Here is a 15,939-nt window from a genome sequence, read left to right on the forward strand (position 1 = left end):
TACCGGACGGAAAGAGTATCGCTATGTTGTATCGCCGTTTTGAGCGTTTTATCAATATATTTCAGGACGCACCCACCGATTCGCCCCCCTCAACGGTCTGGTCGTTTTACCTCTACTACCTGCGCCAGGTCTGGCCCAGTTTTGCCGCGCTGCTGGTGGTAGGGCTGGCGTCAGCCCTGATTGAAGTGTCGCTGTTCAGCTATCTGAGCCGCATTATCGATATGGTCAATCACTCCACGCCGGCCACCCTGTTTCGGGATAACTGGCCGATACTGCTGTGGATGGGCGCGGTGGCACTGATTCTGCGGCCGGTTTTTATCGCCCTGCACGACATGCTGGTGCATCAGAGCATCAGCCCGAGCATGACCAGTCTGATTCGCTGGCAGCATCACAACTACGTGCTGCGTCAGAGCCTTAACTTCTTCCAGAGCGATTTTGCCGGGCGTATCGCCCAGCGCATTATGCAGACCGGCAGTTCACTGCGTGATTCTGCGGTGCAGCTGGTAGATGCCATCTGGCATGTGCTGATCTACGCCGTGACCTCGCTGGTACTGTTTGCCGATGCCGACTGGCGGCTGATGATTCCGCTGATTATCTGGATGGTGGCCTACAGCGCCTCGCTGCGTTTCTTTGTGCCGCGCGTTAAAAAACGTTCGGTGGTCTCCTCGGAAGCGCGCTCAAAGCTGATGGGTACCATTGTTGACGGCTACACCAACATCGCCACCATCAAGCTGTTCGCCCACAGCGACCTGGAACGTCAGTATGCGCGCGAGGCGATTCAGGAGCAGACCGACAAAACCCAGCACGCCAGCCGCATGGTCACCAGCATGGATCTGACGTTGTCAGCGCTCAACGGCCTGCTGATTGTCTCGACCTCCGGCCTGGCATTGTGGCTGTGGAGCCAGTCGCTGATCAGCGTCGGGGCAATCGCACTGGCGACCGGGCTGGTGATCCGTCTGGTGAACATGTCCGGCTGGATCATGTGGGTGGTTAACGGCATTTTCGAGAATATCGGCATGGTGCAGGATGGCCTGAACACCATTGCGCAGCCGCTGAGCGTGCAGGATACGCCGCAGGCGAAGCAGCTGAAGGTGACGCGTGGCAACATCCGCTTTGAGGATGTGCGCTTCGATTATGGCGGTGGCCGTCAGGTGATTAACGGTTTTAACCTCGACATCAGACCCGGTGAGAAGATTGGTCTGATTGGGCCTTCGGGTGCCGGTAAATCGACGCTGGTGAACCTACTGCTGCGCCTCTATGACCTGAACGGTGGGCGGATTGTGATCGACGAACAGGATATCGCCGCCGTGACCCAGGAGAGCCTGCGCAGCCAGATTGGCATGATCACCCAGGACACCTCGCTGCTGCATCGCTCAATCCGTGAAAACCTGCTCTATGGCCGTCCCGACGCCACTGAAGAGGAGTTGCGACTGGCGATTCACCGCGCCCGCGCCGATGAGTTTATTCCGCTGCTCTCTGACTCGCTGGGCCGCACTGGGCTGGATGCGCACGTGGGCGAGCGCGGCGTGAAGCTGTCGGGCGGCCAGCGTCAGCGTGTGGCGATTGCCCGCGTGCTGCTGAAGGATGCGCCGGTTCTGATCATGGATGAGGCGACCTCAGCGCTCGACTCCGAAGTGGAAGCCGCCATTCAGGAGAGCCTGGAGTCCTTAATGCAGGGCAAAACGGTTATCGCGATTGCGCACCGCCTGTCGACCATCGCGAAGATGGATCGGCTGGTGGTGCTGGATAAAGGCGGCATTGCCGAGATGGGCAGCCATCAGGAGTTGCTGGCGCAGAACGGTCTTTATGCCCGACTGTGGCAGCATCAGACCGGCGGGTTTGTCGGCGTCGATTAATCGCCGCGTCGATAGGGTAAGGCGTCGCGCGCTTCTTCCGCCCAGCCGCGTACGCCTTCCCGCTCCTGCACCAGAAAATCTGCCACGGCCTCGCGCAGGCCGGGATGCAGCAGATAGTGCCAGGAGTGGGTAATCTGCGGCTCAAAGCCGCGCACCAGCTTGTGCTCACCCTGCGCCCCCGCATCAAATCGCGTCAGCCCTTCATCAATCGCTAAATCCATCCCCTGATAGAAACAGGTTTCGAAGTGCAGCCGGTCAAACTCCGCCAGACAGCCCCAGTAGCGGCCATAGAGCGTGTTGCTGTCGCGCAGATAAAAGGCCATCGCCGCCGGTTGCTGCTGTAAGCGGGCAATCACCACCACAATATTTTGCGGCATCCGCTCCGCCAGCAGGCTGAAGAAGTCGCGCGTCAGGTAGGGCCGCTGGCCTCGCACCGCATAGGTATTGGCGTAACAGGTATAGACAAAATCCCACTGATCTTCGCGCAGCTGACAGCCCGGATAGCGGTCAAACTCAAAGCCGCTTTGCGCCACCTGCTCGCGCTCTTTACGCAGCTGCTTGCGCTTGCGCGACATCAGCGTGTCCAGGAAATCCTGAAAATCGCGGTAGCCACGGTTATGCCAGTGATACTGACAGCCGAGCCGGGAGAGCCAGTCGGGCTGATCGGCCAGCAGCAGGTTCGCCTGCGCATCGGTAAAGTTGATGTGCGCGCCGCTTAAGCCGTGCTGCAACAGGCTCTCCGGCAGGGCCGATAGCAGCTGTGCGGCGGCTGAGGCGTCACCCAGCAGGCGCGCGCCGCTGACCGGACTGAAGGGAATTGCCCCCAGCCATTTCGGGTAGTAGCGGATCCCGGCGCGCTGGCTGGCATCCGCCCAGGCGTGATCAAAGACATACTCGCCCTGAGAATGATATTTCTGGTAGCCCGGCAGCGCGGCGCGCGTTACGCCCTTTTCCCGCCACAGCAGATGATCAGGCTGCCAGCCCGATGCAGGCCGCACGCTGCCGCTCTCTTCTAAGGTGAGCAGAAAAGCGTGGCGCAAAAACGGCTGGTCATCAGGCAACAGCGCATCCCACTCGGCGGCCGGGATCGCCGCCAGTGACGTCAGGTGAATCAGCGACATGAATTACTCCAGAGAACGTCGGGCAGAGCGTCAGTCAAGCAGGTTTTCCGCGCCAGCGAAAGGGTTAAGGCACGCAAAGTGAAGAGCAAAATGTGATTTTTTCTGTATCAGAGCTGTTGTTTTTGCGCCTTCACATTAAGGAGTGAAGACGCAGACTGGATTTACATGCTGGAAAAAACATTCATGATCACACCACCCGAAATAATCAACGCCATGGCGACAATTGCAGGTAAATCGGGTTTTTGCTTATACAAAATCATTGAGCAAAGGGTAACGCCAACAATGCCAAAACCACACCACAATGAATAGGCAACGCCTACCGGAATCGTACTCATCGCGTGGGTCAATGAAAAATAGCAAAGGCCGTAGGCACACACGACCAGTAGCGAGGGGGCTAGCTTGCTAAAGCCCTGGGTCTTTTTAATCATGGAGGTGCCAGTAATTTCGGCACCAATAGAGAGCGCAAGCCATAAAAATCCGAGGTTAAACATAACGTCATCCTTTCCTGATAATTAGCGACTTTATTGTCAATAACAGAAGTAACTTATTTAGCGTGGCTCTCTTCGCTCTCTTCGCTGCCCATTTTTGAAAAAATATTCATAATAATGATACCGCTCGCGATAACTCCCATGCCAATAATGGCGGCGACGTCCGGGTGCTGACCATATAAAGCCATCCCCAGGACAGAAACCACAAGAATACCGGTACCGGACCAGGTAGCATATGCCAGGCCGACAGGAATATTCTTTACGGCCCGTGACAGCGAGTAATAGCAAATACAATAAAGAATAACCAGCAAGCCAAGCAGAAATATTTTGGTACCTCCTTCACAACTGCCAAATAATTTAAGAGTTGATGTTGCTAAAGTTTCGGAAACAATAACCAGCAACATCCATAGCCAGCACTTTGTTTTTAAGCACATAAATTAAGCTCCAGGTTTTATATTAAAGATAAGGTGCTATTTTCTGTTGTTTACAAATTCCATAGCGGCATCGGTTAACCGCACTTCAGGAGATGATGCAAGCGCCGGATTATTTTTCAGGTCGGTGACGGTGAGATAACGCCGCTTGTTGGTCTTCGTAAGCGCTGCAGACTCGCCCCCCATTGCCAGTTTTTCCAGTAGTTCATTCATTGTGCAGAGCGTAATACCGCATTCTGTCAGTCGCGCCAGCGTGACCTGCATGTGTCGCTGATAAGCCGCATCAGGCTGCACGCCCAGTAGCTGATTAAGCTCACTGGTGGGATCGCAGTGATAGCGTAGCGCCATCACTGGCACCCCTTTGAGCAGAGCCTCATGCACGTGCCGGGCAAGCGGGTTTTGCAGAGAGCCATTCACCAAATCGGCTGCCAGCGGATAGTCGAGAAACGGCAGCAGCAGCGCCCGATACGGCGTGTTATGCAAGGTTTCCTGCCAGCTATTCGCCGAAAGCGTGTCTCCTATGCTCTGCCACTGATCGGCATCACTAATGCTTTTGTCCAGCAGGAGATGCAGACGGTATCCACACCTCGCCAGCCGGTTGCGAATAGCCTGCCGATAGCCTGCGGTGCCGGATATCATCACCAGTACCGGCTGCGTTAGTCGCTGAATAATGCGCTCGATCAGGCATTCAATCTGTTCATCATTCATGGCGGTCACCGGTCAAACAATCAAAGTGACCTGGCCGCCGTTTTTCAATCCGGCAGCATTGGCCTCTTCGGTATCAATATGAAACTCCAGCGCGAAGTCTTCCCGCACCCGCACCACCACTTCATCGAAAATCAGTTGACGCTCACCCTCACTGCGTACCCTGACCTTCTGCCCGTTAGCAACATTTAGCTGGCGGGCATCCTGCGGCGACATATGGATATGCCGCCAGGCACAGATCACCTTAGAGTTCAGTTCGACGTGGCCGGCCGGACCGATAAGTAGCGCGCTGCCTGCGTTCTCCAGCTGACCGGACTCACGCACCGGTACTTTAATCCCAAGCGTAAATCCATCGGCCACGGAAATTTCCAGCTGAGAAACCTGGCGGGTTGGTCCAAGCACGCGAACGCTTTTCAGTGAGCCTTTAGGGCCGACCACAGTGACACACTCCTGAGCGGCAAATTGTCCCGGCTGGCGCAACGGTTTAAACGGCGTAAGGATGTAACCTTCGCCAAACAGCGCTTCAACATCCTGCTGTGACAGATGGACGTGGCGATTAGAGATACCAACCGGGATAGCTGGTGAGACCGGATTCATGCGAACAGCGATTTTTTTATGGAGCAGAGTGTCGATCATGCCTTCTTCCCTCTTTTCATGGCTTTGTATTTCTCTTCCGTCCGATCAGACGCAGGTAGTGAAACTGACTCAATGGAAGCATTTATTTCCGGTGATGTCGGTACGATACCGTCAGCTTCGACCTCCACGGGTGCATTCACCTTCACCTCTGCATAGGGCGGATAGCCTTTTAACCGGCTGAGCGCGTCAGTCACGCTCAATTCCGGCCGGGCGATGACCAGCGAACAGGCCTGCTGACCGACGGCCATAAGAACAGCCACTCCGCGCTCAATGGCCGTACGAATCGCGCTGATCTCCCCTTCAAAACAGACGCTTACCCGCCCCGAACCCACCTTGCGGTAACCAATACAGTTTACCTCTGCGCATTTACAGGCAGCATCGACGACCTGAATAGCCGCCACAAATCCTCGTGTTTCAATTACACCTAAACTTTTCATTGCCAGCTCCTGTTAATGGCGGACCAAGCGAATATCGAAATCAAACTGCGTAAAAAAACTTTCCAGCTGGTTTAGCTCTTCGCCGGAGTAAGTCGGGTCCTGAGTGATGGGATAGGTCATATCAAGATGATCATATTTTTTACGTCCAAGCTGGTGATAAGGCAGCATGTCAATGCGGCGTATATTCCCGCGTTTCGCCAGTTTTTTTACGTAGTCAATCGCTCCGGTAATCGCCTCCCATGAGTCGTTATAACCGCGAACCAGCGGCATACGGATAATGACATTAGCGCCAGAGTCCACCAACCATTCCAGATTACGGCGAATACCTTCATTACCGATGCCAAATAATGCTTTATGCCGGTTGCTATTAATTTGCTTAATATCGAATAAGAAAGTGTCGGTTACAGGTGCTAGTTTTTGATAATTCGTCAGCGACGTGGTGCCCTGAGTTTCGACTGCGGTATTGATCATCATATTTTTGCACTCACGAAATAACGCGACAGCAAAATCAGTCTGCAGACTCATTTCACCACCACCAATGGTTACCCCACCGCCAGAAGAAATATAGAAATCATAATCCTGCATAATGACCGCCATTAATTCACTGACAGTCACGTCTCTTCCCATAATATCCAGTGCATTCCGGGTACAAACGTCCTGGCATTTACGGCATCCTATACATTCTTTATTTCGATTAACAAAGTGTTTCAATTTACCTTGCTCATCTTTCTGGAAATGAATGCCTGCCGGGCATACGCTGACGCAGTTGCCACAGTTGATACATTTATCCTGAGAAAACATCACCTGAAACTGGCTTGATAATCCTTCCGGATTCGCACACCATGGGCAGCATATATTGCAACCCTTAAAAAAAACCAGTGTGCGAATACCTTCGCCATCATAGATGGAATATTTTTGAATATTGAAAATACGCCCGGTTAGTTCTTTATCCACACCTGCCTCCTGAATAATCCTGAGGACATCCTTGTCCAGTAAGCCGTCTGCTATCAGAATTTTTCAATTACCGTACGGCTAATAATCTCGTCCTGGACTTCTTTACATAATTCAACGAAGTAGGCGCTATAGCCCGCTACACGGACAATCAGATCGCGGTATTTTTCAGGTTCCTGTTGCGCTTTTTTCAGTACATCGTTATCGACATAGCTGAACTGCATCTGGCCATTACCCAGAATCGACGCGGTGCGCAACAGTGTGATCAATCCGTTACGCCCTTCCGGCGTATCAAGCAGCCCTTTAAGAAATTTGAAGTTATGCACCATGCCGATATTCATGGTTTCCACATTCATCTTGCTTACCGACTTGATAATTGCTGTGGGACCATGCTTATCAGCTCCCTGGGTCGGACTGATCCCGTCGGAAAGCGGCATCCATGCCAGACGGCCATTTGGGGTGGCGTTAGTCAGCTCACCGATTGGTGTATTATTTGATATCGACAGGGTGCCGTGGCTAAGCGTCGAGTAAAGCATCTTGTATTTACGGCACTCACGCTCGGTCCACTCGGTGATATCCAGCGCGTACTGGTCAACAGAGTTATCATCATTGCCATATTTCGGCGCATTCAGGCAGTCGCGGCGCAACGCTTCATAACCTTCAAAGTTCGCCAGCAATGCGTCACGGATTTGCTCAAGGGAATATTTCTTATCCTCGTAGACCAGTTTGCGGATAGCGGCGAGAGAGTCGACGTAGGTCGCAAGTCCCGAGAAGATCAGACCCGGCCCGTGATTGATCATCGCACCACCTGCAGATACATCTCTACCTTGCTCCATGCAACCTTCAACCAGCAGTGACATTAAAGGCTTTGGTGCCACGTCTCGGTGAACACGCTGACTGATGACAGTGCCTATCGCTGACAAACGAATAATATGGGCAATCTGCTTTTTCACTGCCGCGTCAAACTGTTCAAAAGTGCGCAGATCACGCAGGTCACCGGTATCCAACCCTTGATAGCTGTCGAACAGCACCATCCGGCCACGGTTCAGCACAAACTCAATAGCAATAGGCCACTGGGTGTAGCCGGTTGAGGTCCACTGATAGATACGTCCGGATTTCTGTGGCTCAACGCAGCCCATCAGGCAGTAATCGCGGGCGTCTTCAAAATCAAAACCTTTACGCAGCATCATTTTGATATGCGAGTCATCAAAGTGACAGGCCGGGAAGCCCATCCCCGCTTTCACCACGTCGACGATTTTTTCCATATACTTCTGCGGCGACTGATTGTGAATGCGACAGGCCAGCGAGGGCTGGTAAACTTTGACAAAGCGTACGGCGTCCATAATTATCCAGGTCAGGTCGTTACAGGCATCGCCGCCTGAGCGCTTCTGGCCGCCGACGGTCAGATTGATAAACGGCTGATAACCCGCAAAGTATTTCGCCCCTAGTTCGCTGGACATCCACATCAGCTCGGCACACTTGATGATAAACGCCTGCATCATTTCCAGCGCACTATCGTGAGTCAGGCGGCCTTCGCGGATATCAGCTTCAAACATCGGATAGCAGTACTGATCGACGCGCCCCAGCGACAGACCCGTCTGGTTCTCTTCAATTTCGAACAGTGACTCCACCGTCCAGATGCTTTGCAACGCTTCCTGAAAGGTTTTCGGTGGATTTGCCGGTACATTCTGGTTGACATCAGCAATCAACAGTAGCTCCGTACGACGCTGAATGTTCTGTTCTTTCGCTGCCAGTTCCCGGGCATGGGCGGCGATACGATGCGCGTAATTGACCACGCCTTCGCAAGTTTCAATCGCGGCTTTGTAGTAGTATATGCGGTCAATATCACCCGGATTTTCCATGCTAAGCTGCGCGAGATGCGCTTCCGCATCGGCTTTAATACCGTTCATTCCTTTGGTGAATAGCAGCACGTCGTAGCCCGGGCAGGTATCGCCGCCGCCATTAATCTGGTGGTAGGAGAGATCGCTGACAAAAGTCTCGCCGCTGAATGCCCACACCCCGGCTTCGCGATACTGTGCCTCGCAGATCTCATCCAGTGAACGGCCCTTCCAGAACGGCACAATCTCTTCACGGATGGTTTTTTTATCTTCCTCGCTGATCTCAAAGGGGTCCTGCGGCCGGGTGCTCATAGTGTCGAGCTCATCGCGTACCCAGCGCCAGGCGATATCCGGCGAGAATGCGCCTGCTCGTGGCTTGCCGCACGGATGACCGACGATCAGCTCATCATCCTGGATCAGGATTGGTGCGGTTTCGCAGGCGTGTCGAAAGGCTTTGGCGCGCAACAGAATGGTCGGCATTCCCGGATTAGCTTTTACCACTTCGGTAAAGGCAAGGGCGCGATAGATTGAAACACTGGGGCGAACGGTCAGGTAGTGGCTACGCAGGCGTTGCATGCGCGGGGTAAGACCTTCTGATGTTGCCACTTCGCGACAGGCCGCAAACGGTGTGGTGGATACCTGTTGTACACCGCTGTACAAACGCACCGGCAGATGCAGGGCGCTGAGGTTCTGCTGAGCGCTGAGGAACATATCGGAGAGTTCGTTAATACGTGCATTTTCAAGGTCCGCGCCATGCAGCATGGCATCGAACATCGGGTAGCCCTCAATGGCACTGGCAGCACGTACTTCGCAAAGTGTAGCCAGCTTAAACCACAGGCTCTCGACAATTTCATACGCCTGTTGCGCAGAGAGCGCGCCGCGGGTGATATCGTTTTGATACCATGATAATAATGCTTTGTCGGCACCTTCCGGATTGACCGCGTAGCTACCATTATCCAGCTGCAGTGCAAGCTGGAACAAATAGAAGGTCTGGCAAGCTTCCTTAAAGTTTCGTGCCGGATGAGCCGGAATATGGTGCAGCATAGCGGCGCTTTCCCGCAGCTCGGCTTGCCTGTAGGGGTTGCTCTCTTCTGCCGCTAAATTCTCAGCGCTCTCTGCCAGTTTCTTCGCCAGAGTCATCAAAGCATCGCAGGCATAAATCGCTGCACGGCAGCCATTAACCTCGTCCATACCACTGCGGCTGACGGTATTACCCAAAACGCGGACTTTCTCTTCCAGTTGATGTTTGATCGCCAGCACACCTTTCCCGATAACCAGCATGTAGTCCGGGGAATCAATCTCACAATTCAGATTCAGGAACCGGAATACGGAAGGACGATGTGTGGCGATCTCTTCATGGAAAATGGCTCCATGCGGTTTCCGGCTCTGATTGCCGACGATGAGTTCGTCAGGATTGATGCTGACCGGAAGCCGGCGCATCAGCTCATAGAAGCGACGAGCCGGTTTAACCGCGGCAGGAACGCCTCCGATCTCACTATCCAGTTCGCTCAGCGTGGTAACATGTTCAGTGCAAAGGATGCTTTTGTTTGCCAGTAGCCGTTCTGCCAATACTTTGACGCGCGGTGTTAAAGTGTAGTGTGCCATAGGTAATGTTCTCCAGATCTTGTTATAAGCGGCCCTGAGTGGCGTTACCGGTCCATGCCCGGCGATAGATTTCGGTTAATGCCTGTGCGTCTGCCGTGCCTGGATTTGTCGGAGTACAGCTATCACGCAAGGCCTGACCGGCCATCTCTTCAAGTCGTCGTTCAAAATCCTCAGCATCAACGCCGGTATCTCGTATGCCAGCAGGCATCATCATTTCGTCCTTCAATGCCTGAATGGCGATCAGCAGGCTGGCGACGCCCTGACGGGTAGTGGCTGCCGGCAAATCCAGCAGATGTGCTAATCGGGCATATTTGCAGGCGGCATCGGTATCGCACGCACCCTGGAAATCCGCATTCCACGCGACCACTTCCGCCATCAGCAGCGCGTTGGCTCGGCCATGCGGTATGCGGAAAATAGCGCCAAGCGCGTGGGCCAGGCTGTGGGTAATACCGAGCGAAGCATTGGTGAAGGCCATTCCCGCCATACAGGAGGCGTTATGCATTTTTTCCCTTGCCAGCAGATCATGCCCGTTGCGCCAGCAGCCCGGCAGATAGCGGAAAACCTGTTGCACCACCTTCTCTGCCAGCGCATCGGAAAAGTCGCTGGCAGCCAAAGAGACATAGGCTTCCAGCGCATGGCACAGAACGTCCATGCCAGTATCTGCGGTAATCGCGGGTGGAACCGAAGCCACCAGCGCTGGATCGAGAATGGCAATATCTGGTAGCAGTGACGAATCGACTAACACCAGCTTTTCGTTATGCGCCTTTACGACAGAAAAGGCGGTGACTTCTGAACCAGTACCGCTGGTGGTGGGGATCGCCACAAAACAAGGCGGCTCTCGATAAGCGTCCGGACGCGTTTGCGCCAGGGCGAAAATGACCGCTTTGGCTGCATCGATCACTGAGCCGCCGCCCAGCGCGATAACAAGATCCGGATATGGGTTATCCATCAGCTTCATACCACGCACCACGGTGGCGATATCCGGGTCGGCCATCACGTCGTCCCAGACCTGAAACGCAAGATTGCGCTGGCGCAGCCTATGCGTGATACGCTCGGCCAGGCCAAATCTGACCATCGACTGATCGGTGACTAACAAGACCCTATGGGCTGGCAGCTCATCGAGGATGGAAAGCGCATCCTGACCAAAACGAATGCGAGGTTTCAGCGAAAATTCACTCATTGGACTGTTCTCTCCTTAGCGGTCCCGAAACACCTGCTCAACAATCGCAATGACAGACATCGCCTTGTAACGATCTTTATTGAGCGCCAGGTACTCTTCAACCAGCACAATGTCGTGCATACCCGCACCAACGTTATCAATGGCAGCCCAGGTGTGGTCTTTTATCGGCTGAAGGTCATCATCTAGTTTGCTGATCAGTAACAGGTTGCTTCCACGTAGCTCATCGCACTTTTGCGTGGCGACGACATGACCGACTACCTTTGCAAGCATCATTTTATCGCCTTATATCAGTAGTTTATTTAACAAGGCGTTCAAGCACCTGACGAATAACGCGTTCCACATTTTGCTCACTGATTTCGTCTGCTATACCAACGTTAGTGGTGGCAAAACGGTCATCTGCCCGGCCAGTATCAGATGCTGGGCTGGTTATCACCGATGTTGAGGAATGAAAGCGCTCATCGTTTAAGATGCTGTGATTCGGGTTATCGGCTGCGCTGACAGGAGTCGGATGCGATTGCGTGCCGTTGACTGGCGCGTGGAGTTCATCAATGGAGCGCACGCCATAGCCCACTTTGCGGATGTTGAGCAGGTTCATTGGCCCGACGTTGTCAGAGCTGGACCCTCCGCCTGCCGCGCCGCAGCCGAGGGTCAGGGCTGGCGTGATATTGGTGGTCGCGCCGATGCCTCCCAGCGCCGCCGGAGTATTGATCAGAATGCGATTAACGGGTTTTTCGAGGCAGAACTGACGAATCACATCCCGGTTACGCGTGTGGATCACCAGCGTATGGCCAAGCCCTTCGTTGGTAAGCAGTTCCACTACGCGATGGCAGGCAGCCTTCCAATCCTCTTCAATGTAAAAACCGAGCACCGGGCACAATTTTTCACGCGAGTATGGATTGCTATGTGAAACGAGGGTCTGCACGGCAATCAACACGCGGGTCGTCGTCGGGACAGAGAATCCGGCCATCTGGCTGAGACAGACAGCTGTTTTACCTACCATTTTGGGGTTGATAGCGCCGTTCGGACGCAGTAGCAGGGCCGCCAGTTGCTGCGCCTCATTTTCGTTCATAAAATACGCGCCCTGAGCTTCCAGCTCGCGATAAACATCGTCGTAAATACAGCGTTCGACGATGACTGACTGCTCAGAGGCGCAGATTACGCCATTATCAAAGGTTTTGCTGGTGATGATGTCTTTCACTGCCTGATGAATATCAGCGCTGCGTTCGATAAATGCCGGACCATTCCCTGGCCCTCCGCTGATGGTTGGGGTGCCGGAAGCATAAGCTGCGCGCACCATCCCCTCACCACCGGTCGCCAGAATCAGCGAGACGTCCTTGCTGTGCATCAGTTCTGAGGTGGCTTCAAGCGTTAACTGACTTATGCCGTCAACGCTACCGGCCGGTGCTCCTGCCGCCTCTGCAGCGCGTTTAACAATTTCAATGGCTTTCCAGCTGCACTGACGTGCGCCGGGATGAGGAGAAAAGATAATCGCGTTGCCTGATTTCAGCGCAATCAGCGTTTTGTAGATGACTGTAGAGGTTGGATTAGTCGAGGGCACCAGCGCACAGATCACCCCGAGTGGCACGCCCACATCCATCACTTTTTGTACAGGGTCGTCATGAATGATGCCGACGGTCTTCATATCCCTGATGGCGTCATAAACACGTAGCGAGGCGAAACGGTTTTTCAGCACCTTATCCTGCCAGTTGCCAAAACCGGTTTCTTCTGCGGCTATTTTCGCCAGCATCTCGGCCTGATTCGCCGCCTCCTGAGCCACGTTTTTTACAATGGCGTCTATTTGCTGCTGCGAGAAAGTAGCCAGAATAGCCTGTGCCTTTTTAGCATTACGCACCAGATGCCGGGCATGCTGTCGGGATTGCAAATCGTTATCCAGTTCACTCATGATTCTATCCTTTAAAAGTCTTGAGATGGCGCGGCCAACTGTCAGATCAGGCTTTGTGCTGAGACGCAATCTTTTCGATATCGTGATGCGGCCGGGCAATGACGCGAGAGGCAACCACTACCCCAACGCGCCTTGCTGCCGTAATGCCAGAGTCCACGGCGGCATTCACCGCACCGACATCACCTTTCACCATGGCTGTAACCAATCCGGATCCAACATTTTCATAGCCAATCAACTCGACGTTGGCGGCCTTGCACATGGCATCTGCCGCTTCAATACAGGCCGCCAGACCTTTGGTTTCAATCAATCCAAGTGCTTCTTTCATCTGATTTGCTCCGGTAATTCCGCCATTTGATATTGCGCGATAATTTTGTTGATATCGTTATGCGGGCGAGCGATAACCAGCGATGTCACCACTTCTCCGATGCGTTGCGCCGACTCCATACCGGAATCCACCGCCGCCTTTACGGCACCAACATCACCTTTCACCATCGCGGTGACCAGGCCAGAGCCAACATTTTCATAACCAATCAGCTCGACATTGGCTGCTTTACACATTGCATCTGCTGCTTCAATGCAGGCCACCAAACCTTTAGTTTCAATTAACCCTAATGCATCACCCATGTGCGTTCTCCTGTCCTCAAGCCTTGTGTTTAATGACGATTTTATTGATGTCGTTATGCGGTCGCGCAATAACCAGCGACGTCATCACTTCTCCGGTGCGCTGAGCGGATTCAACGCCGGAATCAACCGCTGCTTTCACCGCACCGACATCTCCCTTCACCATGACAGTGACCATGCCTGAACCAATATTTTCATAGCTAATCAGCTCAACATTGGCGGACTTGCACATGGCATCCGCTGCTGCAATACAAGCCACCAGACCTTTGGTTTCAATTAGCCCTAATGCATCACCCATGCTTTTCTCCTCCGGAGCAAATTTGTAAGTCGGGAAACCGCTGCTAATCGACATATACCGATTGAAGCGGCGCTCGGACCCACTATAGGCAGCAAGGGGTAAAGTGAAATTTAAGTTTGATGGCTGGTTATTTTCAGAATTTAACTCTGCAAATTAGCCTTTTAAGGCCGCTTTTTCATGCTTTTGTCCTGCCAGAGTTTCAGGACATCAACACAAATAGCGCGTTCTTTTGATAAGTATGAGAAAGCAATTTTGATGTAAAAATTCTGATCAATTTGTGTGCGCTCAGTGTTATCTGGATATCCGGGAACTGTGGTGAAAGTCATACTTTAATCAGAAGGGTAAATGCAAAAAGTGCGGTTTATGTTAGCCAGTCTGCATGGCAATAAAAGATGGAGAGATTAATCGATTTTGCTGCCCGATCTCAGGGCGCAAATAAAAAGCGGGGAGTTAATAGAGCTAAGTAAAATCGTCTTATCATTGAGTTTCTGAGCATTCAGAAACAGTCCATCCTGGCTATCTGACATCTCCAGCATAAAGTAATCGAAGATAACATCTGGAGATTCATCGATAGGCGACGCGCTGGATTTCCACTGGCTAATACGATACTGGCGATCTGTTGCTGAAACACGCCTGCTGGAATAACTGAATGTCACGTAACGCTGTAAATAATGCGAACCAGTCGCGGAGTCCGTATAGCCCTCAACGACCATTGAACCTTTTCCCTCAGGCCCAAAGTTGAAGTAAACGTTACCATTAACATTTTCATCTTCCATGTTTTCAAACCGCATAATAGTTTTGGAAGAGCAACTCATCATCCCGACGCGTGATGCGATAAATAACTTCCCGATACTGAATCCAGTTGCAGCTACAAACGCTAAAGCAGAAAACATAAAAAAAGCACGCGGAGTGACTTTCATTGCGATTTCCATGCATAGTAAAAATAGTTATCGCAGTAGCTGAATGGCTGAGCTTCATGGATGGCGCAACGGGCAAGAAAAAGTCGACCAAGGCCATTAGTTTCAAGCCTGTCGCTGTAGAAAAAAACAAAATGTTCCCCCTTATGGCACGCCAGGTTTAAACGCTGACGAACGACTTCAAAGTTTTTCCTATAAATAGCGGTGGCGACTGAATGCAGCATTTCGTCACTGGCCAGCAGCTCGCATGGCTGCGCGCTGATCCGGGTAAAATTCATCACGCGTAACGTATTCCTGTTCATTAGCGTAAAAATAACTAACAACATTGCAATACTTAGCAAGATGCTACCTGCCAGATACCAGTATCTGGCCTGTGTCTCACCAGAAGGTGGGATAACGACCTTTACCTTAGATGAAATCGAAGGCAGAGGCGTTGAAATTGGCTCGGGTGGTGTTTCTGTCAAGGGAACAGACTCAATCGTAAGTGGCTCGATAACAATATCAGGGTTAAGTTGCAGAAAACCCCGCGAAACACTGACGATGATATTATCCACGTCATAATGGCGCAAAGTTTTACGCAACATACTCAGATACTGATTCAGATTACTATTCGATGACGTTAATCCATTGTCGTCCCAGACTTTTTTAAGGACCTGATTGCGGCTTACAAGTTCAGTGTGGTGCAGGAAATAATAAAGCAGCGCGCCAGCAGTGATTGAGAGCTGGCTGTCCGGCTCATTACAATCCGGAAGCGTGAGTGTGTTGTCTGTGGCATCATAAATCACTCGGCCACCGATTTTGTAGCGCATAGCTGATTCACTCTGAATAACATTCTTCTGATTTATCACTTTCTTCCGATCAGCATGACCTTCACCTACATTTCTTCAATCTGAAAACTTTTTATGACTGGCCCGCTAAAGTAGCGTATTAACACATTCATGGCGCATCATTA

General features: G+C 52.4%; 17 protein-coding genes. 1 reads left to right on the top strand and 16 read right to left on the bottom strand.

Features of this window, described 5'->3' with window-relative positions:
* The first annotated feature begins 23 nt into the window (after window positions 1–23).
* Entirely contained in the window at window positions 24–1,856 is a 1,833-nt protein-coding gene (locus F3I20_RS11535) for an ABC transporter ATP-binding protein (protein ID WP_150037585.1), read from the top strand.
* Here the strand turns inward: F3I20_RS11535 and F3I20_RS11540 are convergent.
* The 16 genes from F3I20_RS11540 to F3I20_RS11615 form a co-directional block, all read right to left on the bottom strand.
* Window positions 1,853–2,977, bottom strand: coding sequence for a GNAT family N-acetyltransferase (locus F3I20_RS11540; protein WP_150037586.1), 1,125 nt, complete (start codon window positions 2,975–2,977; stop codon window positions 1,853–1,855). The two genes, F3I20_RS11535 and F3I20_RS11540, sit on opposite strands and share 4 nt — an antisense overlap.
* Window positions 2,978–3,138: 161 nt before the next feature.
* On the bottom strand, window positions 3,139–3,468 hold the full coding sequence (locus tag F3I20_RS11545) for a DMT family transporter (RefSeq protein ID WP_150011303.1): 330 nt from the start codon (window positions 3,466–3,468) through the stop codon (window positions 3,139–3,141).
* Between the two features lie 53 nt (window positions 3,469–3,521).
* On the bottom strand, window positions 3,522–3,899 hold the full coding sequence (locus F3I20_RS11550) for a DMT family transporter (RefSeq protein ID WP_150037587.1): 378 nt from the start codon (window positions 3,897–3,899) through the stop codon (window positions 3,522–3,524).
* A gap of 36 nt (window positions 3,900–3,935) precedes the next feature.
* Window positions 3,936–4,604, bottom strand: coding sequence for a hypothetical protein (locus tag F3I20_RS11555; protein ID WP_150037588.1), 669 nt, complete (start codon window positions 4,602–4,604; stop codon window positions 3,936–3,938).
* Window positions 4,605–4,616: 12 nt separating this feature from the next.
* Window positions 4,617–5,237 carry a phosphate propanoyltransferase gene (locus F3I20_RS11560; protein WP_150037589.1) on the bottom strand — a complete coding sequence of 207 codons (621 nt, stop codon included), beginning with the start codon at window positions 5,235–5,237 and terminating at the stop codon, window positions 4,617–4,619.
* Complete coding sequence (locus F3I20_RS11565; RefSeq protein ID WP_150011311.1) at window positions 5,234–5,674, bottom strand: BMC domain-containing protein; 441 nt, start codon at window positions 5,672–5,674, stop codon at window positions 5,234–5,236. The genes F3I20_RS11560 and F3I20_RS11565 overlap by 4 nt, the downstream gene beginning before the upstream one ends.
* 12 nt (window positions 5,675–5,686) lie before the next feature.
* Entirely contained in the window at window positions 5,687–6,628 is a 942-nt protein-coding gene (gene cutD / locus F3I20_RS11570) for a choline TMA-lyase-activating enzyme (RefSeq protein WP_190285924.1), read from the bottom strand.
* Window positions 6,629–6,681: 53 nt separating this feature from the next.
* Window positions 6,682–10,068 carry a choline trimethylamine-lyase gene (gene cutC / locus F3I20_RS11575; RefSeq protein ID WP_150011315.1) on the bottom strand — a complete coding sequence of 1,129 codons (3,387 nt, stop codon included), beginning with the start codon at window positions 10,066–10,068 and terminating at the stop codon, window positions 6,682–6,684.
* A 22-nt stretch (window positions 10,069–10,090) separates the two neighbouring features.
* Window positions 10,091–11,248: a 1-propanol dehydrogenase PduQ gene (locus F3I20_RS11580; protein WP_150011317.1), complete on the bottom strand. Its 1,158-nt coding sequence runs from the start codon at window positions 11,246–11,248 to the stop codon at window positions 10,091–10,093.
* A gap of 15 nt (window positions 11,249–11,263) precedes the next feature.
* Window positions 11,264–11,521: a EutN/CcmL family microcompartment protein gene (locus tag F3I20_RS11585; RefSeq protein WP_150011319.1), complete on the bottom strand. Its 258-nt coding sequence runs from the start codon at window positions 11,519–11,521 to the stop codon at window positions 11,264–11,266.
* Between the two features lie 22 nt (window positions 11,522–11,543).
* On the bottom strand, window positions 11,544–13,151 hold the full coding sequence (locus tag F3I20_RS11590) for an acetaldehyde dehydrogenase (acetylating) (RefSeq protein WP_150011321.1): 1,608 nt from the start codon (window positions 13,149–13,151) through the stop codon (window positions 11,544–11,546).
* A 46-nt stretch (window positions 13,152–13,197) separates the two neighbouring features.
* Window positions 13,198–13,476 carry a BMC domain-containing protein gene (locus F3I20_RS11595; RefSeq protein ID WP_150011323.1) on the bottom strand — a complete coding sequence of 93 codons (279 nt, stop codon included), beginning with the start codon at window positions 13,474–13,476 and terminating at the stop codon, window positions 13,198–13,200.
* On the bottom strand, window positions 13,473–13,775 hold the full coding sequence (locus F3I20_RS11600) for a BMC domain-containing protein (protein ID WP_150011325.1): 303 nt from the start codon (window positions 13,773–13,775) through the stop codon (window positions 13,473–13,475). The genes F3I20_RS11595 and F3I20_RS11600 overlap by 4 nt, the downstream gene beginning before the upstream one ends.
* A 16-nt stretch (window positions 13,776–13,791) precedes the next feature.
* The gene (locus F3I20_RS11605) at window positions 13,792–14,070 is read right to left on the bottom strand and encodes a BMC domain-containing protein (protein ID WP_150011327.1); all 279 of its coding nucleotides are present in this window, start codon (window positions 14,068–14,070) and stop codon (window positions 13,792–13,794) included.
* Between the two features lie 401 nt (window positions 14,071–14,471).
* A complete protein-coding gene (locus tag F3I20_RS11610; RefSeq protein WP_150011329.1) occupies window positions 14,472–14,990 on the bottom strand; it encodes a FidL-like protein in 519 nt (172 codons plus the stop codon).
* A complete protein-coding gene (locus F3I20_RS11615; RefSeq protein ID WP_150037590.1) occupies window positions 14,987–15,796 on the bottom strand; it encodes a winged helix-turn-helix domain-containing protein in 810 nt (269 codons plus the stop codon). The genes F3I20_RS11610 and F3I20_RS11615 overlap by 4 nt, the downstream gene beginning before the upstream one ends.
* Window positions 15,797–15,939 lie beyond the last annotated feature (143 nt).

The sequence above is a fragment of the Candidatus Pantoea gossypiicola genome (genome assembly GCF_008632075.1).
Lineage (GTDB): Bacteria > Pseudomonadota > Gammaproteobacteria > Enterobacterales > Enterobacteriaceae > Pantoea > Pantoea gossypiicola.